This window comes from Rhizobacter sp. OV335, assembly GCF_900142965.1.
GTDB lineage: Bacteria > Pseudomonadota > Gammaproteobacteria > Burkholderiales > Burkholderiaceae_C > Rhizobacter.
In genome coordinates this window covers 88,655-111,447 of record NZ_FRCQ01000006.1, presented here as the reverse complement: position 1 = coordinate 111,447, position 22,793 = coordinate 88,655, and the positions used below count along the sequence as shown (strand labels likewise).

20 protein-coding genes are annotated in these 22,793 nt (G+C 69.2%); 12 read left to right on the top strand and 8 right to left on the bottom strand.

Annotated features, from left to right (window positions below):
* The first annotated feature begins 7 nt into the window (after window positions 1-7).
* The 3 genes from BUE42_RS08750 to BUE42_RS08740 all read left to right on the top strand — a co-directional run bounded on the left by BUE42_RS08750 (window position 8) and on the right by BUE42_RS08740 (window position 3,672).
* Window positions 8-595 (top strand): GNAT family N-acetyltransferase, encoded by a 588-nt coding sequence (locus tag BUE42_RS08750; RefSeq protein ID WP_073464318.1) that lies wholly within the window; start codon window positions 8-10, stop codon window positions 593-595.
* 39 nt (window positions 596-634) lie between these two features.
* Entirely contained in the window at window positions 635-3,118 is a 2,484-nt protein-coding gene (locus BUE42_RS08745; protein ID WP_073464315.1) for a DEAD/DEAH box helicase, read from the top strand.
* Window positions 3,119-3,186: 68 nt separating this feature from the next.
* Window positions 3,187-3,672 carry a helix-turn-helix domain-containing protein gene (locus tag BUE42_RS08740; protein WP_235002200.1) on the top strand — a complete coding sequence of 162 codons (486 nt, stop codon included), beginning with the start codon at window positions 3,187-3,189 and terminating at the stop codon, window positions 3,670-3,672.
* 145 nt (window positions 3,673-3,817) lie between these two features.
* On the opposite strand, the gene BUE42_RS08735 is transcribed toward BUE42_RS08740, so the two are convergent.
* Together BUE42_RS08735 and BUE42_RS08730 are read right to left on the bottom strand one after the other, a co-directional pair.
* Window positions 3,818-5,428 (bottom strand): TIGR01777 family oxidoreductase, encoded by a 1,611-nt coding sequence (locus BUE42_RS08735; protein WP_083613989.1) that lies wholly within the window; start codon window positions 5,426-5,428, stop codon window positions 3,818-3,820.
* Between the two features lie 11 nt (window positions 5,429-5,439).
* The gene (locus tag BUE42_RS08730; RefSeq protein ID WP_083613988.1) at window positions 5,440-6,120 is read right to left on the bottom strand and encodes a DUF4166 domain-containing protein; all 681 of its coding nucleotides are present in this window, start codon (window positions 6,118-6,120) and stop codon (window positions 5,440-5,442) included.
* Between the two features lie 152 nt (window positions 6,121-6,272).
* On the opposite strand from BUE42_RS08730, the gene BUE42_RS08725 reads away from it, so the two are divergent.
* Both BUE42_RS08725 and BUE42_RS08720 read left to right on the top strand, forming a co-directional pair.
* A complete protein-coding gene (locus BUE42_RS08725; RefSeq protein ID WP_073464311.1) occupies window positions 6,273-8,084 on the top strand; it encodes a sensor histidine kinase in 1,812 nt (603 codons plus the stop codon).
* The gene (locus BUE42_RS08720; protein ID WP_073464308.1) at window positions 8,081-9,475 is read left to right on the top strand and encodes a sigma-54-dependent transcriptional regulator; all 1,395 of its coding nucleotides are present in this window, start codon (window positions 8,081-8,083) and stop codon (window positions 9,473-9,475) included. The genes BUE42_RS08725 and BUE42_RS08720 overlap by 4 nt, the downstream gene beginning before the upstream one ends.
* On the opposite strand, the gene BUE42_RS08715 is transcribed toward BUE42_RS08720, so the two are convergent.
* The gene (locus BUE42_RS08715; protein ID WP_143171387.1) at window positions 9,444-9,866 is read right to left on the bottom strand and encodes a hypothetical protein; all 423 of its coding nucleotides are present in this window, start codon (window positions 9,864-9,866) and stop codon (window positions 9,444-9,446) included. The genes BUE42_RS08720 and BUE42_RS08715 overlap by 32 nt on opposite strands.
* Entirely contained in the window at window positions 9,863-10,378 is a 516-nt protein-coding gene (locus BUE42_RS08710) for a type VI secretion system amidase effector protein Tae4 (RefSeq protein WP_073464303.1), read from the bottom strand. The genes BUE42_RS08715 and BUE42_RS08710 overlap by 4 nt, the downstream gene beginning before the upstream one ends.
* 198 nt (window positions 10,379-10,576) lie before the next feature.
* On the opposite strand from BUE42_RS08710, the gene BUE42_RS08705 reads away from it, so the two are divergent.
* From BUE42_RS08705 to BUE42_RS08680, 6 genes are all read left to right on the top strand, one after another.
* Window positions 10,577-11,419 carry an alpha/beta fold hydrolase gene (locus BUE42_RS08705; protein WP_083613986.1) on the top strand — a complete coding sequence of 281 codons (843 nt, stop codon included), beginning with the start codon at window positions 10,577-10,579 and terminating at the stop codon, window positions 11,417-11,419.
* Window positions 11,420-11,541: 122 nt separating this feature from the next.
* A complete protein-coding gene (locus BUE42_RS08700) occupies window positions 11,542-12,072 on the top strand; it encodes a nuclear transport factor 2 family protein (protein ID WP_159445386.1) in 531 nt (176 codons plus the stop codon).
* Window positions 12,073-12,110: 38 nt separating this feature from the next.
* Window positions 12,111-13,004 (top strand): LysR family transcriptional regulator, encoded by an 894-nt coding sequence (locus tag BUE42_RS08695; protein ID WP_073464296.1) that lies wholly within the window; start codon window positions 12,111-12,113, stop codon window positions 13,002-13,004.
* Window positions 13,005-13,032: 28 nt separating this feature from the next.
* Entirely contained in the window at window positions 13,033-13,527 is a 495-nt protein-coding gene (locus tag BUE42_RS08690; protein WP_143171386.1) for a hypothetical protein, read from the top strand.
* A gap of 35 nt (window positions 13,528-13,562) precedes the next feature.
* Window positions 13,563-14,456 (top strand): hypothetical protein, encoded by an 894-nt coding sequence (locus BUE42_RS08685; RefSeq protein WP_083613984.1) that lies wholly within the window; start codon window positions 13,563-13,565, stop codon window positions 14,454-14,456.
* Window positions 14,457-14,654: 198 nt separating this feature from the next.
* Complete coding sequence (locus tag BUE42_RS08680; protein ID WP_073464292.1) at window positions 14,655-16,133, top strand: outer membrane protein assembly factor BamB family protein; 1,479 nt, start codon at window positions 14,655-14,657, stop codon at window positions 16,131-16,133.
* A 16-nt stretch (window positions 16,134-16,149) separates the two neighbouring features.
* Here BUE42_RS08680 and BUE42_RS08675 read toward each other — a convergent pair whose 3' ends face one another.
* Complete coding sequence (locus BUE42_RS08675; protein ID WP_073464290.1) at window positions 16,150-18,039, bottom strand: sulfatase-like hydrolase/transferase; 1,890 nt, start codon at window positions 18,037-18,039, stop codon at window positions 16,150-16,152.
* A gap of 60 nt (window positions 18,040-18,099) precedes the next feature.
* Window positions 18,100-19,494 (bottom strand): MFS transporter, encoded by a 1,395-nt coding sequence (locus BUE42_RS08670; RefSeq protein ID WP_073464288.1) that lies wholly within the window; start codon window positions 19,492-19,494, stop codon window positions 18,100-18,102.
* Window positions 19,495-19,633: 139 nt separating this feature from the next.
* On the opposite strand from BUE42_RS08670, the gene BUE42_RS08665 reads away from it, so the two are divergent.
* A complete protein-coding gene (locus tag BUE42_RS08665) occupies window positions 19,634-20,563 on the top strand; it encodes a LysR family transcriptional regulator (protein ID WP_073464286.1) in 930 nt (309 codons plus the stop codon).
* Window positions 20,564-20,571: 8 nt separating this feature from the next.
* On the opposite strand, the gene BUE42_RS08660 is transcribed toward BUE42_RS08665, so the two are convergent.
* Window positions 20,572-21,675: an HD-GYP domain-containing protein gene (locus BUE42_RS08660; protein WP_073464284.1), complete on the bottom strand. Its 1,104-nt coding sequence runs from the start codon at window positions 21,673-21,675 to the stop codon at window positions 20,572-20,574.
* Window positions 21,676-21,690: 15 nt separating this feature from the next.
* Entirely contained in the window at window positions 21,691-22,791 is a 1,101-nt protein-coding gene (locus BUE42_RS08655; protein ID WP_073464281.1) for an HD-GYP domain-containing protein, read from the bottom strand.
* Between the last annotated feature and the right edge of the window lie 2 nt (window positions 22,792-22,793).

Sequence of the window (22,793 nt, the reverse complement as noted above, 5' to 3'; positions counted from 1 at the left end):
GACGACGATGACCTGGCTCACCCCCCTCCGACTGCAAGGCTCGCACGGTTCGCTCGAGCCGCTCTCCATCGACCACGAGCGGGACCTGATCGCCGCCGTCAGCGACGGAGAGCTGTGGAACCTCTGGTACACCGCGATCCCGGCGCCGCAGGCGATGCGGGCCGAGATAGAGCGCCGCCTCGACCTGCAGCGCAAGGGCTCGATGCTGCCGTTCACGACGCGCGATGCCGCGGGCCGCATCGTCGGCATGACGACCTTCATGAACATCGACGCGGTGAACCAGCGTGTCGAGATCGGCTCCACCTGGACGGCGGCGAGCGTGCAGCGCAGCGGCTTCAACACCGAATGCAAGCTGCTGCTGCTGACGCATGCGTTCGCCGAGGAGGCCATCGCGGTCGAGTTCCGCACCAACTTCTTCAACCAGCAGAGCCGACGCGCGATCGAACGCCTGGGCGCCAAGCTCGACGGCATCCTGCGCAGCCACCAGCGCATGCCCAACGGGCTGCTGCGCGACACCTGCGTCTACAGCATCACGCGCGCCGAGTGGCCGGCGGTGCGGGCGCACCTGCAGTGGCAGCTGGACAAGCCGCGCTGAGCCATCCGCGCTGAGCGAAGTGCCTGTGAGAATGCAGGCATGCCCTTGCCCTCCGACCCGCCCACCACCGTCCCGCTGCGCCCCCGCCTCTCCCTGCAAACCCTGACCCGCGGCGACGGCCTGCTCGGCATGCGCGCGATGAACGGCTTCGGCCCGCGCAGCCAGAAGCTCAGCGTCGCGCGCATCGAGTGGACCTACGAGGCCGCGCCCGGCCTGCTCTGGGAAACGCCGGCGCCGACCAGCGTGCTCGGCAAGCGGCCGTCGCCGACCGAGCTGTTGCGCGGCGCGTGGAACGAGCGCGTGGTGCTCGAGCGCGACCTGGCCGGCGAGGCCGATGCGATGGACCTGCTGTGGTCCACCGGCTTGCGCCCGCTGCCGATGCAGGCGCTGCAGTGGCGCAGCGCCGAAGCCGGCGAGGGCCATCCGCAGCTGTGGACCCTGCCCGAAGAAGTGCAGTTCGGCGCCTTCTGGCTCGACCAGGTGCCGCGCCTGCAGGGCCTCGGCTGGTCGGTGGTGGTGGCGCCGGGCTTCGCGCACATGAGCTCGCCGGTGGAGCGCTGGCGGTTGCTGATCGATCCGCTCACCGGCGCCGAGCAGGGGCGCGAGCTGGTCGACGCACCGTCGCGCCACCAGGTGCCGCTCGCGTCGCTGGCCCAGCCCAAGCGCGAGGGCTCGTTCATGGTGAGCCTCGGGATCGAGGTCGACGGCGAGCCGGTCGACCTGGCGCCGCTGCTGGTCGACCTGTTCAAGCGCGAGCCGCGCTGGCTCGACGCGCAGCAGGTCGCAGACATCCCCGACGACAAGATCGTGATGCTGCGCCGGGGCAAGGGCGGGCGCGGCATCGAATCGCCGGCCGGCCCGCTGAAGGCCATCGTCAGCGCGATGCTCGACCTGCTGACCGATCCGAAGCGGCAGGAAGGCCCGATGAAGCTGTCCAACTGGGAGGCCCAGCGCATCGAGGCGCTGCGGCTCAGCCTGATGGACACGCAGGCGGCGCGCGCCGGCGAGCACGGCCGCTGGCAGCTGCAGGGCGATGCCGGCCTGACCGAGCTGACGCAGCGGCTGCGCGCGGCCGGCACGCCGCCGCCGGTGGAGTCGCCCGCCGGCCTCGGGCTCGACCTGCGCGCGTACCAGCGGCACGGCGTGGCCTGGCTGCAGTACCTGCGTGAGCAGCACCTCGCCGGCATCCTGGCCGACGACATGGGGCTCGGCAAGACGGCGCAGGTGCTGGCCCACCTGTTGATCGAGCAGCAGGCCGGTCGGCTCGACCTGCCGGCCCTCGTGGTGCTGCCGACCTCGCTGATCGCGAACTGGCAGGCCGAGGCGGCACGCATCGCGCCCGCACTGCGCGTGCTGACGCTGCAGGGCGCCGACCGATCGAAGCGCTTCGGCGATGCCGCTGGCCACGACTTGGTGCTGACGACCTACCCGCTGCTGTGGCGCGACATCGGCACGCTCGCGCAGCAGCCCTGGCACCTGGTGGTGCTCGATGAAGCGCAGATGGTGAAGAACGCCGCCAGCCGCGCGGCCACCGCGCTGCGCCGGCTGCAATCGCGCCACCGGCTGTGCGTGACCGGCACGCCGCTCGAAAACCACCTTGGCGAGCTGTGGGCGCATTTCGATTTCCTGATGCCGGGCTTCCTCGGCGACTCTCGCTCTTTCGAGAGAACTTGGCGCAAGCCGATCGAGACGCAGGGCGAGACGCTGCGCGCGCAGTTGCTGGCGCAGCGCGTGCGGCCCTTCATCCTGCGGCGCCGCAAGGACGAGGTCGCGACCGAGCTGAAGCCCTTGACCGAGATCGTCCACCGCGTGCAGCTCGAAGGCCAGCAGCGCGCGCTGTACGAGAGCGTGCGCGTGGCCGCCGACGAGCTGGTGCGGCGGCTGCTGAAGCGCACCGGCTTTGGCGGCGCGCAGATCAGCATTCTCGATGCGCTGCTGAAGCTGCGGCAGGTCTGCTGCGACCCGTACCTGCTGAAGGGCACCGCGATGGCGCCGACGATGGAGCGCGCGAAGCTGGAGTGGCTGCGCGCGACGCTGCCGGAGTTGCTGGAGGAAGGCCGGCGCATCCTGGTGTTCTCGCAGTTCACCGAGATGCTCGGGCTGGTGGCCGACGAACTGAACGCGCTGAACCTGCCGCACCTGACGCTGACCGGCGAGACGCCGCCGGCCGAGCGCGGCGACGTGGTGCGGCGCTTCCAGCAGCGCGAACGGCCGCTGATGCTGCTGAGCCTGAAGGCCGGCGGGGTCGGCTTGAACCTGACGGCCGCCGACACCGTGATCCACCTCGACCCGTGGTGGAACCCGGCGGTGGAGCAGCAGGCGACCGCGCGCGCCCACCGCATCGGCCAGGACCAACCGGTGTTCGTCTACAAGCTGGTGGTGGAAGGCAGCATCGAGGAGCGCATGCTGGCGCTGCAGCAACGCAAGGAGGCGCTGGCCGAAGGCGTGCTGGGTGTCGACGGCGAGGCAACGGTGAAGTTCAGCGAGGCGGATTTGAAGGCGTTGCTGGCGCCGTTGGCGTGACGGACCGGCAGGCTGCTCAGCAGAGCGGGCGTTTCGTGTATTTCGAGTGATTCGAGTACGATCGGGGCGTGAATTCCAAGTCCTCCACCAACGCCCGCAGGTCGGCATCGCAGCGCTCCGCATTGCCACCCCTGGGTGAGACACAACTGGTGCTGCGTGTGTCAGTGCCGACCGATCGTCTGATTTCGATCATCGGACGGCACGTCCGTTTGACACCTGCGACTCGGATGGCGCTTCAGCGCGATCTGTCGGACGCGCTGCAAGGCGCCGGTGCTGAACTTTCTGCGAGTACGAGCACCACCGGCGAAAGCGCAACGCGGCCGGATGACGTGCTGACCACCGAACAGGCGGCCAAGTTGCTGGGTGTGTCGCGTCCGTTCGTGGTTCGGTTGATCGACGGCGGCGCCATCGCGTTGCATCAACGCGTCGGCAATCAGCGCCGGGTGCTCAGGAGCAACGTCCTTGCATGGCAATCTGCGGAACGCTTGCGTCAGGCCAAGGCATTGAAGCGACTCGCGGGTGATCTCGACGACGAGATTTTCGGCGCACCGTGAATCCTGTGGTGGCCGACGCAGACACGTTGTTTGCCGCAACAACGCGGGGCTTGCTCGTCTACCTGGACTCTGCAGGCGATGGGCATCGAGGTGCGGCGGCCCGACGACTTTCTCTCGGATCTGCTCTCAAGGTCCAAGGCCGGCTTCATCGCGGCATTTCGGCACTTCCGGCAGGACCTGACGTCACGGCCTGATCCACAGGCAATGCTCGACGCCTTGCGTCGTGATGGTCTTGAGCAGACAGGGACCTTGCTCTCGGTGGCGATGTCGTCGGGGGCGAGGCTCTGAGCAGCGCGCCGACACCAGCCAGATCGGCCAGCGCCGCACCAAGCGCGGCAAACCTGAACCTGTAGCCCGCCGCCAGCGCAGCGCGCGGCACCGCGTTCTGCCCGTCGAGCAGCAGCGTCGACATCTCGCCCGCCAGCGCGCGCATCGGTGCGGCCGGCATGTGCAGCCATACGCGGCGGCCGAACGACGCCGCCGTGGCCGAGGCGAACGCCGCTTGCGGCAAGGTCTCGGGTGCGACGGCGTTCACTGCACCGTCGACGTCATTCCGGGCCATCGCGAAGCGGATCATTCCGACCGCGTCATCCAGGTGGATCCATGGCGCCGCCTGCCGCCCGCTGCCGAGCACCGCACCCAGCCCGAGCCGCGCAGCCAGTGCCAGCATCGGGTACGCGCCGTCACCGCGCCCGAGCACCACGCCGAAGCGCATCCGCACGACGCGCACGCCCAGCGCCTCGGCACGTCGTGCCTCGTGCTCGATCGCCGCGCACAGGTCGGACTGGAACTCGCCGGCGCGTGCCGGGCCCGTCTCGTCCAGCGGCTCGAACGCGCCCTCCGGCGACGCCCCATAGAACCCCACCGCCGACGCGCTCACCATCACGCGCGGCGCCTGCTGCAGGCGCCGCATCAGCCCTAGCAGCGCGGCCGTCACGCCGACGCGGCTGGTCAGCAGTTCATGCCGCCGCGCCGCGGTCCACGGCAGGCCGAGCACCCGCGCACCGGCCAGGTGGACGACCGCGTCGATGCGCGTCTCCGACGGAATCGCCTCCAGGCTGTCGACCACCCACACGCCCGGACCGAACGTGGCGCGCGCCTGCCGCAGGTCGCGCGACAGCGCGATCACGCGGCGGCCGTCGCGCCGCAACGAGGCCACCAGCGCGCTGCCGACGAAGCCGGTCGCGCCGGTGACGAGCACCGCCGGCTCGATCCGGTGCGAGGGCTGCGGCGTCGCCGCAGGCGCCGGCTGCACGCGGCCAAGCTGCCGCACCGCCAGCGCATTGCGCAGGCTCCACGCCAGCACGCCGACGCCGTACAGCGTGAACAGCCACGACACCCACGCCTGCGCGCCGTGCGGCGTGAGCACCAGCGTGCTCGGCTGCTGCGACCAGCCCCACAGCACCGGTGCGATCAGCGCGATGAAGGCGCCGTAGCCGATCGTCAGCAGCGTGTGCAGCAGCCGCTCGAACGGCGGCAGCGCACGCGTGCGGTCTTCCTCCAGGAAATCCGCCAGCGTGATCACCACCTCGGTCGCCAGCAGCCCGGCCATCGCCGCGGCGAACGCACCGCGCCATTCGAACCAGCCCAGCCCGATGAACACGACGCCGTAGATCGCCTCGCGCGCGGCGTGCAGCGTGAGCTCGTAGCGCGCCGAGGCGCGTTGCGGCAAGCGCGCCTGCAGTTCGTGGTGCCACAGGTTGTCGAAGGCGCCCATCAGGGCCTGGACGGACAGAAGCAGAAAGAGTGTGTTCATCGCAGGTTCTCTCAAAGGTCGGTGTGCGGATCGGCGAACACGCCGGATTGATGGAAGGTCTGGCCCCACAGCGGATGCACCATCGACAGCGTGAAGCGGAAGAAGCCGCCGCCCAGGTCGGTGTGCATCACGCGGCAGGTGCCCGGTGTCAGCAGCGCCGGCACCGGCAGGCGCAGCCGGCCCCACACCAGCGAGAAGCCGCGGCTCTGGAAGACCAGCGAGCCGCGTTCTTCGAAAACGTCGAGCGCCATGCTCAGGCCACCGTCGGTGCGCTCGAACAGGCGGCCGTCGCGGTCGAGCTGCTTCGTCGAGCGCACGGTGCGCACGTGATCCGCACCGAGCATCGTGTTGCGGTGGAAGCAGCGCTCCCACACGACACCGCCGCGGCCGTCGTCGCTGACGCGCACCGTGGTCGTCACGCCTGTCGCCCGGATGCCCGTCAGCGGCCCGCCGAACAGCCGTGTCGCCAGTGCATACCAGCCACCGATGCGCGAGCAACCCAGCTCCAGGTGGCCGATGTAGGTGGTGTCGCCGTGCGCACAGCCGAAGCGGCGTTGCACCGCGGCCGGCAGCCGGTTCCAGCCGTCGGCACCGACCAGCGCGGCCAGGTCGAGCGGTGCGGCGCGCGACGGGGTGCTCGGTGCAGCGGCGCGGCGAAGGCGGGGGGCAAGCAGGGCGGTGAAGGCAGTCATGGTGTTGTTCGAAGGTGGCTGACAAGCTCTCTATCGCGAGAACCGGACCACCCCGTCCGTCACACGCAAGCCGTTGATTTGATTGAGTTTTGTTTTTCGACCTGCATACTTCGTATACAGTGCGCGAACCCCTCGTCGTCAACTTGGTTTACATGCTGATCCACGCCACCCTGGCCTTTGCGCTGTTCGAGACCCTGGCCCTGGCAGGCGTGCTGCTGTGGTGGGCCGACCGGGTCGCGGGGGCGCGGCTGCTGGCCGCCTTCCTGACCGGCATCGCGATCTGGATCACCGGCAATGAGTTGCCGAACTGGTTCGGCCCCGGCGTCGAGCGCATCACGATGGCGTTGCTCGCGACCGCGCCGCTCACCTCGTCGTTCTTCTTCCACTTCTGCCTGGTGTTCTGCCGTGTCGAGATCGGCCGGGCCGGTGTCGCCGCCGCGTACGCGCTGGGGGCGTTCTCGACGATCGCGGCCGAGATCCTGGTGCCGGGCCACCTGGTCGCGCACCGCGACATCGGCTGGATCGCCATCGCCAACCTCAGCGGCTGGATCGCCAGCCTGGCCTGGGTGATCCTCGGCATCGGCGGCGTGTCGGTGCTGCTGCACACGCTGATGCGGGCACGCCGGCCGGGCTTCAATCAGTACTTCAACCAGATCGCCGCCGTCACCGCGTCATGCCTGTGGGGCATGCTGTGCCTCACCGGCTACGGCATCGCGGTGCTCGACTGGCCGGTCTACCCGTTCCCGTTGCTCGGGCTGCCGTTCTATCCGCTGATCCTCGTCTACGGCATCCTGCGCTACGGCGTGTTCGTCGCGAACGCCTGGGCGCGCCGCGCGCTGGTGTGGGCACTGCTGCTCGCGCTGGGCGCGGCGATCGTCGCGGTGACGCCGCTGCTGCCGATCGAGTCGCGCTGGATCGGCGGCCTGGCGGTCGCGGCCAGCTGCCTTGCGCTGAACGGGCCGGTGCGGCGCTTCGCCGAGCGGCTGGTGTACCCGGGCGGCGAAGTGTCGGTGGCCGACCTCGGCGCATGGCGGCTCGCGCTGCAATCGCCCGAGACGCCACAGGCACTGGCCGAACGCGCCGCGGCGTTGCTGAGCCAGCGCATCGGCACGCGGGTGGAGGTGCATGTCGGCGAGGCACCGGCCACGCCTGCGTCTGCACCATCGCTGGTGTGCCTCGCGGGCAGCGAAGGCTGGACCACGACGCTGCACGGCTGGGAGGCCGCGCCGCCCGGCCCGCGCCAGGTGGCCGAGCTGTTCGGCAGCGTCGTCGCGGACGCGGCGGCCCGCGTCGAGCAGGCGCGCCAGATTGCCGAGCGCGAGCGCGAGCGGCAATTGCAGGCGCGCCTCGCCGAGCTGGGCTCGCTGGCGGCCACGGTCGCGCACGACATCCGCAATCCGCTGAACATCATCTCGATGGCGGTGGCGCTGGCGCCCGCCGAGACCCGGCGTGAGGTGGCTGACCAGGTCGCGCGCATCTCGCACCTGACGCGCGACCTGCTCGACTACGCGAAGCCCTGGAAGCTGTCGACCGCGCCGATCGACCTGGCGGCGCACGTGCGCACCGCGGCGCGTCGCCTGCCCGCATTGAGCCTCGGCCCGGGGCTGGACCGCGAGCTGATCGTCGACGCCGATGCGCGGCGCATCGACCAGGCGCTGACCAACCTGGTCGAGAACGCGCGCACCGCGGCGGCTGATGAGCAGCATGACGGCGCCGGCGTGCACATCGATGCCGAGACCACGGCCGATGCGCTGCTGCTGCACGTCTGCGACAACGGGCCGGGCGTGCCGGCCGAGGTGCGCGAGCGGCTGTTCGAGCCGTTCGCGTCGCGCAGCCCCGGTGGCACCGGGCTCGGCCTCGCGATCGTCGCGCGCGTGATGAGCGCGCACGGCGGCAGCGTCGCGCTGACCGAGCGGGCGCCGTGGCGCACCTGTTTCACGCTGAAGTTTCCGAGGACGACATGAGTGACAGCGACGAGATTTCCTCCGATCCGGCCGAGCGCGGTCGCGTGCTGCTGGTCGACGACGAGGCCGCGTTCCAGCGCCTCGGCGGCAGCTTCCTGCGCGGGCTGGGCCACGAGGTCACGCTCGCGGGCGATGGTGAACAGGCGCTCGAAGCCTTCGCGCGGCAGCGGCCCGAACTGGTGCTGCTCGATCTCGCGATGCCGCCGCACATGGACCCCGAGATCGGCCTCGAGCTGATCCCGCACTTTGCGCGTGTGCCGGTCGTCGTGCTGACGGGCCATGGCGAGCACGAGCTGGCGCTGCGCGCGACCGAGCTCGGTGCGTGGGATTTCCTCACCAAGCCGATCGACCCCGACATGCTGCGCTTCGTCGTCGCCCGCGCGCTGCGCAAGGCGCGGCTCGATGCCGAGATCGCGACGCTGCGCACTGCGCAGGCCGCCGACGACCTCGGCATCGTCGGCCAGGCGCCGGCTACCGCGCAGCTGCGGGCGATGGTGCGGCGCGTCGCGCAGACCGGCGTCAGCGTGCTGGTGCTCGGGCCCACCGGCACCGGCAAGGAACTGGTGGCGCGCGCGCTGCACGCCTGCAGTGCGCGGGCGAACGGGCCGTTCGTCGCGATCCATTGCGGTGCGTTGTCGGCCGAACTGCTCGAGAGCGAGCTGTTCGGCCACATGAAGGGCAGTTTCACCGGCGCGTACCGCGACCAGCCGGGCCTGGTCGAGGCGGCGCACGGCGGCACGCTGTTCCTCGACGAGGTGGGCGAGATGCCGCCGCCGATGCAGGTGAAGCTGCTGCGCTTCCTGCAGGAGGGCAGCTTCGTGCCGGTGGGCGGGCGGGTGCAGAAGAAGGCCGAGGTGCGCGTGGTCGCGGCGACGCACCGCGACCTGGAGGCGATGGTGCGCGACGGCTCGTTCCGCGAAGACCTGTTCTACCGGCTGAAGGGCGTGGTGCTGCGCACGCCGTCGCTGGCCGAGCGGCCGGCCGACGTGCCGGTGCTCGCGACGCGCTTCCTGCACCGCGTGGCGCCGCGCGCCGGCTTGTCGGCCGGGGCGCTTGCGTGGCTCGCCGCGCGCGAATGGCCGGGCAACGTGCGCGAGCTGAAGGCGGTGGTGGAATCGGCCGGCGCGCTGCTGCTGCCCGATCAGCGCGAGGTGGATGCCGACCTGCTGCGGCTGGCGAGCGGCGACCCGGCCGAGGTGGCCGGGGCACAGCACACGGCGCCGGGCGCGGATACCGCGGGCCCGCTGGACGCGGCGCTGACCGAACTGGAGCTGCGCCTGGTGCGCGACGCGATGACGGCGGTCGGCGGCAACCAGTCCGAGGCGGCGCGGCGGCTCGGGATCTCGCGCGTCGGCTTGATCAAGAAGCTGACGCGACTCGGCTTGCGCTGAGCCACGCGCCGAGCGCCGTTGCGACGGCCCACGCGGCGAAGAAGGCCAGCGCGGCATGCGTGGCGGTGCGGCCTTCGGTCAAGGTGTCGAGCACGGGTTGCATCAGGCGGACGCAGGCGAAGACCACCAGCGTGCCGATGACGCCGCCCGTCCAGGCGGCGAGCCATCGCTTCGGACTGCCGAGCGATCGATGGCCGATCCACGCGCCGATCAGGAAGAAGGCAGGGCAGACGGCGAAGAAGAACCAGCTGGCCCGAACGGCGAAGTCGTCCTCGCCGCCCGGGGCAGGGAATTGCGGCGCGAGCCGTGTGGCGTCGGACAGCATGACGGCCAGCAGGCAGAGGCAGAGGCCACCCATGCCGGATGCGAAAAGGACCACCACCCTTTTCATGAAATCGCCCAGAACAAGGTTCGCGAGGCCCTTCGAAAATCCGACCAATAGCCATCCCACGACACGCCGAAGTGCACTCGCAGCCAGCTGGAATATTCGGTCATGCGGGAGCCGTTCCAAAGGTCGATGTGGTCGCCGGTTCGAGTTGTGCCGGTTTCGCCTGGGCGCGGCCAGTAGTTGGCCAGGAAGATGATGCCGCTGCGCCCGGCGATCTTGTCGAACACCTCGCTGCCGATAGAGGTTTCGTGCGATGGGCAGCCAGCGAACCTTGACGGCCCGAGCCAGTTTGCCAGTTCTTGCGCGCCGGCAACCAATCCGCCCTGCTGCGGGCCGAAAGGACAGCGCTTGCCGCGAAACGACGCGAACGACACGCCGGACAGTTCAAGGGCCCGGCCGACCCGCATCGCACACTGATTCGTGAATCCGGCAGGCGGACTGCCCGTACGGGGATCCGTGCATGGCGTGAAGCGCGGGTAGTTCTGCCATAGCGTTTCGAATTTCAGCTGGGTCATTCGCGTCTCCCTGACGATGAGGCCGGCGACTCTAGAACCTGAAATCGTTCGCGCGCCATTTCTCGCCCATGAGAACGACACCACCCTGGGTGCACGGCCTTGGTGCGTCTCTTTCTTGTGGGCAATCGTTGCCACTGTCATCTGCAGGTGCTGCAATCAACGGCCGCTTGGCACTCAACCCACAGGAAGGACAACACGATGAGCTCCCACACCAAAGGCGACAACACCATCACCACGAAGGACGGCGTCCGGATCTTCTACAAGGATTGGGGCACCGGCCAGCCGATCGTCTTCTCGCACGGCTGGCCGCTGAGTTCCGACGACTGGGACACGCAGATGCTGTACTTCCTCGCGAAGGGCTACCGCGTGATCGCCCATGACCGCCGGGGCCACGGCCGCTCAACCCAGACCTGGGACGGCAACGACATGGACCACTATGCCGACGACCTGGCCGCGCTGACCGACGCGCTGGACCTGCGCGACGCGATCCACGTCGGCCATTCCACCGGCGGCGGCGAGGTGGCGCGCTACCTGGGCCGCCACGGCAGCAAGCGCGTGGCCAAGGCCGTGCTGATCGGCGCGGTGCCGCCGGTGATGCTCAAGAGCGAGAGCAACCCGCAAGGCCTGCCGATGGAGGTGTTCGACGGCATCCGCGCCGGCGTGGCCGGCAACCGCGCCGAGTTCTACCGCGACATCACGCTGCCGTTCTACGGTTACAACCGGCCGAACGCGAAGGTCTCCGAAGGCATCCGCCAGCACTGGTGGCTGCAGGGCATGGCGGGCGGCATCAAGGCGCACCACGACTGCGTGAAGGCCTTCTCCGAGACCGACTTCACCGACGACCTGAAGAAGATCGACGTGCCCACGCTGGTGATGCACGGCGACGACGACCAGATCGTGCCGATCGCCGATTCGGCGCTGCTCTCGATCAAGCTGCTGAAGAAGGGCACGCTGAAGGTCTATCCGGGCCTGCCGCACGGCATGTGCACGACGCATGCGGACGTGATCAATCCGGACCTGCTGGCGTTCTTCAAGGACTGAGGCGGCGTGGGATGGTGGTGTTTGCGCCATGCGCACAAGGCCTTTGCGCTGGCGTTGTTGCCGGTCGCCGGCCCGGCGCCAAGAATCAGGCTCGCCTGACACCACCACTCGCCACCACTCGCATGACCCGTCTTGCAAACCCCTCCTCCGGCCGCAGCCGGCCCTGGCGCAAGGCGCTGCTGTGCGCCGTGGTGCTCGTCGCCTTCCATTCATCCCGAACGAGCGCCTTCATGACACCGGAATCCTGGAACTCGCCTTCTGCCGCTGAGCAGAAGGCCATCGACGCCCTGCTGGAGACCTACACGAGCAGCGTCTCCGACGGCGACTCGCAACGCTTCGAGTCGCAGCTGCTGGACCTGAAGATCCCCTTCGCCGGCGTCTGGAACGACCTGCCTGCTTCGGCGAACCTGGCCACCATCCAGGATTACGCCGGCTTCAGGAAGGCCATTTTCGAGAGCGGCAAGAAGTTCAAGCAGCGCTTCAGCAACATCAAGATCGAGCAGGTCGGCAGCGTGGCCCAGGTCTCGCTCGACTACGAGACGGCGTTGAAGGAGGCCAGCTACGAAGGCAAGGGCTGGAAGGTCATGCACCTGGTCAAGGTCGACGATCGGTGGAAGATCGCCAGCGAGTTCTTCACCCGCTATTCGCGCTGACCGGTCTTCGACCTGCATCGGGCGAGAATGCCCTCACGATGCAGTTGTTCAATGAAATGGCCGCCTTTGCGCACGTGGTGCGCTGTGGTGGCTTCTCGCAGGCGGCGCGTGCGCTCGGCGTCGAACCGTCGTCGATGAGCCGCAGCGTCGCGCGGCTCGAGAAATCGCTCGGCGCGCGGCTCCTGGTGCGCAACACCCGCGCGCTGGCATTGACCGAGATGGGCGGCCACATCTACACGGAATGCGAGAAGCTGCTCGCTGCCGCGCGCAACGTGCACGACCTGGCCGGCCAGTACGGCACCCGCGCCACCGGCCTGCTGCGTGTTTCTGCGCCCGTCGCGTTCGGGCAGGTCTGGCTGGCGCCGAGGTTGGCGGGCTTCATCGACGCCTTTCCGGAGGTCGACCTGCAGGTGGTGCTCGACGATCGCCCGATCGACCTGATCGATGAGCGCGTCGACGTGGCGGTGCGGATCACGCAAGCGCCGCCGCCCGGATTTGCCGCGCTGCGCCTGTGCGCTGCGCCGTATGTGCTGATTGCCTCGCCCGGCTACCTCAAGGCGCACGGCGTGCCGCAGCGGCCTGAAGCGCTGACGGGGCACCGCTGCCTTCACCTGGGCTACGGCGCATTCGGTCCGGCGTGGCCGTTCAAGCGCGGTGACGAGACGATTGCGGTGACGGTCTCGGACCGGTACTCGATCGGCAACAGCCTGGCCTTGGCCGCGGTCGTGGCGGGCGGTGCAGGCATCGGGCTGATCCCCGAGTTCAGCGCCGCGCAGGGGCTCGCTGACGGCACGCTGGTGCGCGTGCTGCCCGAATGGCAGCTCACCGAAACGTATGAGCGGGCGGCGTACCTGATCTACACGGCCGGGCCGCACGTGGCGCCGAAGATCCGGGCCTTGCTGGATTTCTTGGGCATGCCTGAATCAGAATGAGCGCCTGCATTCATCAAGGACGAAGAACATGATCGAGAAGCTTCTGCACGTTGGTGCACCATCCCCTCTGCGCGTGACCGGCACACTGGGTGGAGGCACCGGCACCGTGTGTTCGCGGGGCGTTGAAGCCGTGACGCTCGGCACGGTCAACTACAAGCATCTGCCCTTCGTCCAGAACGGCATCAACTCCGTCGATGCGGGCGGCGACGACGTCGTCAGCTACAACTTTTCGGGCTGCATCATGGCCGTCTACAAGGTGGGCGGCGTGTTCAAGGTATGCCATGTGTCCACGGGCGATGGCCAGGATTGCAAAGCCGAATGGGAGCGCATCAAGGGCACGGCCAGCGCCGTGTTCGAATTCAAGCCGGCCGATTTCGTCGATACCGGCGGGGCGGCGCTCAAGGGGGTCTACGGCCTGATCACCGCCGACCTGCAGACCTATGCCATCACGGTGGTCCACAACACGGCGGCGGGTGGCGACGCCAAGATTGCCGCCATCAAGAAGGCGCACTTGCTGCGCTAGTACACCGGAGGCTGCTGTGCCTTCAAGGAGCCTCCATGAGCACCGACTTTCGCGCCCAGATCATCGCCCCGGCGGCGGCCTACGGGCAGGGCGACACCGGCCTGTTCCCGTTCGACCTGTTCGACCGCCAATGCCTGGCGCAGGGCGATTCGTGGTTCTCGATCGGCTCGATTCCGCCCGGGCTCACGAGCAACGTGCTGGCCGAGCTGTGGCTCTCGAACGCCACGGTGATCGTCAACTGCGGGCGGCCGAGCAAGACGCTCGCGCACATGGCCGACACGCTGTCGGAGACGATGTTCCTGCGGCTGCTGCGCGGCCCGTCGTCGTTCCGCTGGGATGCGATCCTGCTGTCGGGCGGCGGCAACGACCTGATCGATGCCGCGTCGGTCGGCCCCGATGCGCCGCGCGACCGGCGCCTGCTGCTGCGCCCCGACGAGCGCACGGCCGTGCCGGCCGATGCCGCCGGCTACCTCAGCGCGGACGGCTGGCACACCTTCGAGCGGCACCTGGGCGAGGTCTTCGCGCATTTCATTTCCGAGCGCGCCTCCGGCCAGAACTGGCACACGCCGACGCTGCTGCACAACTACGCACCGATCATGCCGAGGCCGTCGGGCGCGGGCTTCATCAGTGGTCCGTGGCTGCAGCCGGCGCTGGCGGCCTTCGGCATTCCGATCGACGACTGGGGCGATGTGGCGGCTGGGCTGATGAGGCGGCTCGACCGGCTGCTGCGTGATCTGGTGGCGGCCCACCTGGCGGCCGACCCGGCCGATACGCTGGTCGTCGTCGACACACAATCGGCCGGGCTGGTGCTGGCGGAACCGACGGCCGACGGCGTCTCGGGCGACTGGCAGAACGAGATTCACCCGACGCGTGACGGCTACAAGAAATTGGCGGTGGCGTGGCGGGCGGTGCTCGATCCGCTGCTGTAGCCCCTCTTAGAATCCGCGGACTCCGTCCACGGGACGAGAGACAGCAACAATTCCGGGAGGGAACAGATGATTGCAAGAGGCCTGTGGGTCGCCTGTGTGGGCGCCATCGTTCTGGCTGGCTGTGGGGGTGGGGGAGGTGACTCGAACGCGCCCGCTGCGCCGCAGCCACCACAGGAACTCAGCGTCTCGCGTTCGGTGGTGGCCGGCACGTCCGTCCATCCGGTGGTGACGCTCGACGCCACGGCTTTGGGCCTTTCCGACACCCTGTACGCCACGGTCAATGACCCCGGCGGCGTGTTCGGCGCGCCGGTCGCGGTCACTGCCAGCGGCGGCAGCTACGCACTCGAACTCGCCACCCTCAACACCGCGACCACGGGCACCCATGCCGGGCAGGCCGTGGTGAACCTCTGCCGCGATGCCGCGTGCTCGGCGCTGCACTCCACGCCGACGATGGTGCTGAACTACAGCGTCGACGTGCTGGCGGCGGATGGCGCCTGGCCGGGCAACCACCTGACGACGCTGGCGGCGATGCCGGGCGCGCCCGAATGGTCGACGTTCCAGGGCAACGCGGCCCACACCGGCCACGTGCCGGTGACGCTCGACCCCAACCGGTTCAGCACGCGCTGGCAGGTGGTGGTCCCGTCCCATCTTTACTTCAACGGCCTGTTCAATCTGGCCACCGTCACCACCGAAGGCGGAAGGTTCTTCATCGCCGGCAACAACGCCGTCACGGCCCGCAGCGAGCACGACGGGTCCGTGCTCTGGAGCTACAGCTTCAGCGGCCTGGAGTACCCGTCGGTGAACCCGCCCGCCGTGCGCGACGGAACCGTCTACGTGTCGGCCGGACAGCAATCGTCGGCCACGATGTTCGGCCTGGATGCCAGCGACGGCAGCGTGCGCTTCCGCTCGGACATGTCGAACCAGTGGAGCAACTACCTGGCGCCCACCGTGGGGCCATCGGGGGTCTACGCCAACGCGGGCACCACGGGCGGGATGTACGCCTTCGACCTGCAAGGCACGCCGCTGTACTTTTCGCCAACCGACTTTCAGTCGACCTGGACCCCGGCTGTCGATTCGAGCGCGGTCTACGCCTACTCGGGTGACGCGTTGCGCGTGTTCCACCCGACCACCGGTGCACTGCAGGCAACCATCGCCGACCCGACGTTCACGAACTACATCTACGAAATCGGCGGGTCGGCGGTGCTGGGCGGGCCCGATTCGGTGTTTGCCGCGGCCTACGCCAACAGCTTCCTCAACAGCGGCACCATCGGCAATTCGCTGCTGCACTTCAACCTCCAGGCCAACACCATCGACTGGAGCATCCAGGGTGTCTACCCGAGGACACCCGCCTACGGCGGCGGCGTGCTGTACGCGGTCAACAACAACCCGCTGCGCCTGGAGGCGCGCGCCGAGTCCGATGGCGCGCTGCTGTGGTCCTGGACGCCGCAGGCGTCGAGCGACACATCGTTCGTGAGCGAGGTCCTGCTCACCGACAACGCGGTGATCGTCAGCACGAACCGGTCGACCTATGCGATCGACCGCACCACGCACCGTGCGGCATGGAGCTACCCGGCGCCCGGAAACCTGGCGCTGTCGCGCAACGGCGTTCTCTACATTGCCGGCTACAACACCGTCGGTGCCACGTCGATGACGCTCACCGCGATCAACCTCCGCTGAGTCGCGGCGGACGGGCTCAGGGAAGCGCGAACTCCTTGAGATCGTCCCACAGGTACGAGAGGTAGCCCTCGCGCACGCCGGGTGTGCGGCAGGCCTCCAGCAAGCCGGCGCACTGGGTTCTGGCCGAGATGTTGGCGGCCAGCCAATCGTCGATGGGCGCGCCCGCGGCCTGGGCGAGCAGGCCGGGCAGGAAGACGAGGTCCAAGGCATTCGGCGCCTCGGCCGGCACCCGGTCGGGCCGATTGCTCGAGACCTCGTACCAGGTCTGGTACTTGGCCGGTACCGCGCCGGTCTGCGTCGGCAGTGATCGGATGCGATCCCTCAGCGTGATCGCGTTGGCGAACGGCGGCTGGTGGTCGCCGAACCAGGCGAGCACCGCGGGCCGTTGCGCGTTGCCGAGAACCGCGGCACGGGTGAGGTTCAGCTCGCGCTCGAACTCCCGGCTGCGCCACACGTAGTCGGCGACGCTACGGGCCTCATCCGCCGACGCGAAATCCCGCGACGCTTCGGCGCGAAGTCCAGCCGGCACCCGTTCCATCTCCACGCCATGCTCCGCATGGTTGAAGATGGTCAGCGCGAACAGGAACACCGGCTGGTCGTGCTGGCGCTCGCGCGCCAGAACGCGCCGCGCGGCTTCATGCACCAGCGCATCCGGCGTGCCCCAGGCCTCGGGCAGGCCCAACTCGGCCGCGTCGAGGAACTCGTCGAAGCCGTAGCCGGCATACGCGATGCGGCCGTTCATCATGCCGCCACGCGTCGGGTACAGCGCGACGGTGCGGTAGCCGGCCGCCTTCAGCGATCGCACGAACGAGCGGTGCACGTGCGGCGCCACGCTGAACGGCGCGAACTCGCCCGCCGGCCCGAACGAATCGTGCGGGACACCGGTCGCGAACGCGAACTCCGACAGCCAGGTGCTGCCGCCGAAGACATGCACCTGCAGCGGCCCGTGCGCGATCGTGCTGGGGGCGGCCGCGAAGGCATCCAGGCCGCACAGCGTTGCAGGGCAGCCTGCCAGCGTCGCCGGATTGAACTGGCTCTCCTGCAGGAAGACGACGATGTCGGCCGGCGTGGTCTTCGCTTCCGCGGACACCAGCTTCAGGCTCTCGTGCCGGAACGCCGTGGTGTCGGCGGCCTCCACGCCCCACCGCGGATCCAGCGACGCCGTCGCGAAGAAGCCGAGGGCCGGGCGTTCGACCAGGCCTGCTCCGACGAACCACATGCCGGCCGCTTTCAGGTTCGACACCTCTTTCGCGACGAGGACGCCGCTGTACGTGACGAGGAGCGCTGCCAGCGCTGCGGCCGTCGTCGGAGCCGACCAGCCCGGTTGGCGACCCGGTGGGTTCCATCGCCAGGCCGCGATGCAGCCCAGGATCGCCAGGCCCAGCGCAGCCCCTGCGTACCACACCAGCGTCGGCTGCGTCCCCAGCACGCCGACGTTGTCCGCGAACTGCCGGAAGAAGAAGCGAACGTCTTGCCACGTCAGCGGCGTGCCGGCGAATTGTTGCTTCAGGCGGATGGCGGCCAGCAACAGCGCGGCCACCGTGCTGCCGGCCACGGCAGCGAAGCGCGGCCGCTGCGTCAGCAGATAGATCACCAGGCAGGCCACCAGCAAGGCGTGCGAGCCGACTTCAGGGTCGACCCAGCGACCGGCGAGCGGCGGGAGGGCGAGCACGATGGCATCGGCAAGCCGTCGCCGGCCGATGTAGGCCACCAACGCGGAGGCCGCGGACAGCGCGAACGGGGTGGCCACGAAGCGCCAGGAATCCGGCGTCAGGAAGAAGCCCCCGCATGCCACGAGCAGCACGGCGATGACGGCCAGTTGCGTGCTCAGGCGATGGCTTTGCGCGATGGCTTCAGTGCGCTTCCGCGCCGCGGTGAGCAACCGGGCGATGGTGTGGCGATGCATGGACGGGATTCGGTGTCGCGGATCGGTGGTCGGGCAGTTTCGCACGAGGGCGAACGGGGCTCATGCCCCGGCTCCGCGCCGGGCTCTCAGCAGGCTGATCGCTCCAGCGGCCGCCGCGGCCAGCGCCGCGAGCGCCAGGCCCCAGTGCACGGCGCGCACCGATGGCAGCAACGCGAACAGCAGCCCCATCGACAGGCTTCCGAGCGTCAGCCCGGTCAGCCTGGCCGTGCCTTGGGCCCCACCGGCCGCGCCGCTGCGTTCCTTCGGCGCGGCGAGCAGCATGTTCTGGTTGTTGGGTGTCTGGAAGAAGCCGAAGCCCAGGCCTGCGAGGCTCGTGAAGAGCGCCATCGGCAGCCACGGATCGCCATGCACCGGCCAGGCGGCACACAGCGCCAGGCCGAGCGAGAGGCAGGCCCCGCCGACCGCGCAAAGCCACGCGGTCGACACGCGCTTCGCCAGGCGTGCCGACAGCGGCGCGGCCACCATCACCGCCAGCGGCCACGGCGTCATCAGCAGGCCGGTGTCCATCGCGCTCAGGCCCAGCTCGTGCTGGAAGTAGAACGGCAGCGCCACATAACCCATCATCTGCCCGGTGAAGCAGCACACCGATGCGATGACCGACACCCGGAACGACGGCACCCGCAGAAGATCGAGCGGAACCAGTGGCGCCGCCTTCGGCATCTCGCGCCGCACCAGCAGCACCATCGAGGCGGCCGCTGCGACCAGCAAGGCCGCGCCGATCCACGGCGACGACGGCAGCCAGTCGCTGCCCAGCACGAAGGCGGCGAACATGATCGCGTTGAGCGCGATGCTGGCGAGGTCGAGGGGCCGCTTGCTGCCTTGCGGATTCGGCAACCCGGTGCAGGCCACCAGCACCAGCACGCCGATCGGCAGGTTCACCGCGAAAAGCCACGGCCAGTTCGCGACCGACAGCAACGCGGCGCCGACGGCCGGCCCGGCCGCCGAGGCGCCTGCAATCGTCAGCGCGTTCCATGCAATCGCCTGGCCCAGCAACCGGCGCGGGTAGGTGAAGCGCAACAGTGCCAGGCCCAGCGGCATCACCGCCGCGCTGCCCAGGCCCTGCAGGCAGCGTGCGGCGATCAGCCAGGGCAAGGACGGCGCCAGCGCGCACAGCACCGACGCCACGGTGAACAGCGCGATGCCCGCGGTGAACACCCGGCGATAGCCCAGCCGCTCGCCGACAGCGGCAGCGGGCAGCAGGAACATCACGATCGCGAGCTGGTAGGCGGTGACGATCCACACCGCATCGGCCGGCGACGCCTGCAATTGCTGCGCAATGCTCGGCAGTGCGACGTTGGCGATCGCGCCATCGAGCACCACCAGCACGATGGCACCGAGGATCGCGGCGACTGCCGCGTAGCGTTGCGGCAGTGGCAGGCCATCGAGCTCGTTCGAGGCGGTGGCGGCGGTGGAGAGGAGGGCAGTGGACGACATGGGGGGAGGACAGGATGGCGCGCTCGATCGCGCCACGTCAGCATAGGTCGATGGCCCCGACCCAGCCAGAGCGTGGCGCGCATCTTGTTCATGCATGCGGCGCCGGGCCTGCCTGGCCGAAGCGTGCTAGGTTCAGCGCATGCCCATCGATGCCGACCTGAACCTTCTGATTGCATTGAACGTGCTGCTCTCCGAGGGCAGCGTCTCCCGAGCGGCCGAGCGCCTGGGCCTGAGCGAATCGGCCATGAGCCGCACCCTGGCGCGCTTGCGTGAAACCACCGGCGACGAACTGCTGGTGCGCGCGGGCCGGGCCATGGTTCCCACGCCGCGGGCGCTGGCGCTGCGCGACCGGGTCAAGGCGCTGGTGGAGGAGGCCGGTGCCGTGCTGCAGCCGGCCGGGCCCGACCTGAACCTGGGCGCGCTCGAGCGCATGTTCACCGTGCGGGCCAACGACGGCTTCACCGAGGCCTTCGCGCACCTGCTGGTGGCGCGCACCGCGCGCGAAGCGCCCGGCGTGCGCCTGCGTTTCGCGCCCAAGCCCGACAAGGACGTGCGCCCGCTGCGCGAGGGGCTGATCGATCTCGACGTCGGCGTGCTCGGCGAGACCGGCCCCGAGGTGCGCGTTCAAGCGCTCTACAGCGACCACTTCATCGCCGTGGTGCGGCGCGGGCACCCGCTGCTGGCCGACGGCGAGATCACGGCCGAGCGGTATGCGGCCTGCGACCACGTGGTCACGTCGCGCCGTGGGCGCATCACCGGCCCGGTGGACGATGCACTGGCGGCAGCCGGGCTGACGCGCCATGTCGCCGTCATCGTTCCCAGCTTCGGCACCGCGCTGTCGACCGCGGCCGCGACCGACATGGTGGCGCTGATCCCCGCGTCGTACTTCGAGCACATGAGGGCGAACGACACGCTGCGCTCATTCGAGCTGCCGGTGTCGACGCAGGACATCACGATCTCGCAGATGTGGCACCCCCGGCTCGACCGGGACGCGGCGCATCGGTGGCTGCGCGGCGTGGTGCTGGAGGTGTGCCGGCATCACCGCGGAGATCACCACGGAAAAGCCTGAGCGAAGCGCTAGACCACAGCGCCATCGGCGTAACGCTCGGCGATCGCCCGCAGGTCGTCCCGGCGCTGTTCGAAGGCCGCCACGACATCGGGATCGAACTGCGTTCCGCTGGCTGCAAAGACCGACGCGACCGCCTCGTCGTGCGTCAAGGTCGCCTTGTAGACCCGTGGCGTCACCATCGCGTCATAGGCGTCCGCCACCGCCATCAGCCGGGCCGCCAACGGGATCTCGGCGCCGCGCAGGCCTTGCGGGTATCCGCTGCCATCCCAGCGCTCGTGGTGCGACAGCACGATCTCCTTCGCGCAGCTCAGGAACTTCGCGTCGACGCCCAGCCGCTGCTGCGACCGCACGATGGCCTCGCATCCCAGCGTGGTGTGTTTCTTGACCAGCTCGAACTCGTCGGCACTCAGCGGACCAGGCTTCAGCCGCAACGACTCGGGCACCGTGCTCATCCCGATGTCGTGCAGCGGCGTCGAGCGGACGATGAGGTTGACGGTCGCCTCATCCAGCGTTTCCTCCAGCCGTGGATTGGCTCGCAGGGCGACGCACAGCGACCGCACGTAGTGCTGCGTGCGCAGGATGTGCCCGCTGGTCTCGCCGTCGCGCGACTCGGCGAGCGAGGCCAGTGCGACCACCGTCACGTCCTGGACCGCGCGCAGGTCGTTCGTGCGGCGGACGATCTCCGCCTCGAGGAAGGCGGCCTTGTCGCGCAGCACGTCCGACACGACCTTCAGGTGCAGGTGGGTGGCCACGCGCGCCAGCGCGATGGCCGGGCTGATGGGCTTGGTGATGTAGTCGACGGCGCCGAGCAGCAGCCCGCGCTCCTCGTCCTCGGGCGCCGACAGCGCCGTCAGGAAGATCACCGGAATGGTCTGCGTGCGCGGCTCGGACTTCAGGCGCTCCAGCACCTCGTAGCCGTCCATGGCCGGCATCATGATGTCGAGCAGCACCAGGTCGGGTGGCGTATCGAGTGCCAGCTGCAGCGCCTTGGCGCCGCTGTTGGCCAGGCGCACGCGGTAGCTTTCGCGCAGCAGGTTGGCCAGCAGGTCGAGGTTCTCGGGCGTGTCGTCCACCACCAGCACGGTGGGCTTGGCATTGACGGAATCCTGCATGGTGAGGCTCCTTGATCAGTTGTCCTGGAATCGCCCCGCGATGGCGCGGAACTCCTCTTCGATCGACGTGAACGCGTCCAGCACATCCGGGTCGAAATGGCTGCCTCGTCCCTTGCGCATGATGTCCATCGCTTCCTCGTGCGAGAACGCCGGCTTGTACACGCGCCTGGTGATCAACGCGTCATAGACGTCGGCGACGGCCATCAGGCGCGCCGACACGGGGATCTCGTCGCCCGCCAGTCCTTCGGGGTAGCCGGAGCCGTCCCACTTCTCCTGGTGCGAGTAGGCGATCTCGCGCGCGAAGACCAGGAAGCTGTCGCTGCGGCCCAGGTAGCGTTCCACCTCGCGGATCGCGTCGCGGCCGTACACGGTGTGCAGCCGCATGATGTCCCACTCGTCCGGCTCCAGCTTGCCGGGCTTCAGCAGGATGCGGTCTGGAACACCGATCTTCCCGATGTCGTGCAGCGGCGCCGACTTGTAGAGCAACTCGATGTTGGCGTCGGTCAGCACCTCGCTGAACCGAGGGTGGGTCTTCAGCGCCCGCGCCAGCGCGACCACGTAGCTCTGCGTGCGGCGGATGTGGTTGCCGGTCTCGTTGTCGCGCGTCTCGGCCAGGCTCGCCATCGCGTGGATGGTGGCGTCGCGCATCTGCTCGAGTTCGAGCGTGCGCTCCTTCACCAGCGTCTCGAGGACGGCGTTGTGGTCGCTCAACAGGCGGCGCGCCTGGTTCACCGTGAGCTGGGTCTTCACGCGCACCAGCACGATGGGCGGCGAGATGGGCTTGTGGATGTAGTCGACCGCGCCGAGCGCCAGCCCCTTCTGCTCGTCCTCGACCTCGGCCTTGGCGGTGAGGAAGATGACCGGGATGTCCGCGGTGAGCGGGTCCGCCTTCAAGCGCGCGATGACCTCGTAGCCATCCATCTCCGGCATCATCAGGTCGAGCAGGATCAGGTCGGGTTGCGGAAGTGCTGCAGCCAGTTTCAGCGCCTTGGCGCCGCCGTTGGCGAGCTTGACCTTGTAGTCGTCCTTGAGCAGATCGGACAGCATCGTCAGGTTGTCGGGCGTGTCGTCGACGACCAGGACGATGTGTCGGGATGGTCCGTTCGGACTCGTCATCT

Bases quoted from the DNA above. Each gene is read 5' to 3' on its own strand.
- BUE42_RS08735 (WP_083613989.1), bottom strand. From the start codon at position 5,428: ATGAACACACTCTTTCTGCTTCTGTCCGTCCAGGCCCTGATGGGCGCC.
- BUE42_RS08655 (WP_073464281.1), bottom strand. From the start codon at position 22,791: ATGACGAGTCCGAACGGACCATCCCGACACATCGTCCTGGTCGTCGAC.
- BUE42_RS08700 (WP_159445386.1), top strand. From the start codon at position 11,542: ATGACCCGTCTTGCAAACCCCTCCTCCGGCCGCAGCCGGCCCTGGCGC.
- BUE42_RS08750 (WP_073464318.1), top strand. From the start codon at position 8: ATGACCTGGCTCACCCCCCTCCGACTGCAAGGCTCGCACGGTTCGCTC.
- BUE42_RS08720 (WP_073464308.1), top strand. From the start codon at position 8,081: ATGAGTGACAGCGACGAGATTTCCTCCGATCCGGCCGAGCGCGGTCGC.
- BUE42_RS08685 (WP_083613984.1), top strand. From the start codon at position 13,563: ATGAGCACCGACTTTCGCGCCCAGATCATCGCCCCGGCGGCGGCCTAC.
- BUE42_RS08660 (WP_073464284.1), bottom strand. From the start codon at position 21,675: ATGCAGGATTCCGTCAATGCCAAGCCCACCGTGCTGGTGGTGGACGAC.
- BUE42_RS08725 (WP_073464311.1), top strand. From the start codon at position 6,273: ATGCTGATCCACGCCACCCTGGCCTTTGCGCTGTTCGAGACCCTGGCC.
- BUE42_RS08730 (WP_083613988.1), bottom strand. From the start codon at position 6,120: ATGACTGCCTTCACCGCCCTGCTTGCCCCCCGCCTTCGCCGCGCCGCT.
- BUE42_RS08715 (WP_143171387.1), bottom strand. From the start codon at position 9,866: ATGAAAAGGGTGGTGGTCCTTTTCGCATCCGGCATGGGTGGCCTCTGC.
- BUE42_RS08695 (WP_073464296.1), top strand. From the start codon at position 12,111: ATGCAGTTGTTCAATGAAATGGCCGCCTTTGCGCACGTGGTGCGCTGT.
- BUE42_RS08665 (WP_073464286.1), top strand. From the start codon at position 19,634: ATGCCCATCGATGCCGACCTGAACCTTCTGATTGCATTGAACGTGCTG.
- BUE42_RS08710 (WP_073464303.1), bottom strand. From the start codon at position 10,378: ATGACCCAGCTGAAATTCGAAACGCTATGGCAGAACTACCCGCGCTTC.
- BUE42_RS08705 (WP_083613986.1), top strand. From the start codon at position 10,577: ATGAGCTCCCACACCAAAGGCGACAACACCATCACCACGAAGGACGGC.
- BUE42_RS08675 (WP_073464290.1), bottom strand. From the start codon at position 18,039: ATGCATCGCCACACCATCGCCCGGTTGCTCACCGCGGCGCGGAAGCGC.
- BUE42_RS08690 (WP_143171386.1), top strand. From the start codon at position 13,033: ATGATCGAGAAGCTTCTGCACGTTGGTGCACCATCCCCTCTGCGCGTG.
- BUE42_RS08745 (WP_073464315.1), top strand. From the start codon at position 635: ATGCCCTTGCCCTCCGACCCGCCCACCACCGTCCCGCTGCGCCCCCGC.
- BUE42_RS08670 (WP_073464288.1), bottom strand. From the start codon at position 19,494: ATGTCGTCCACTGCCCTCCTCTCCACCGCCGCCACCGCCTCGAACGAG.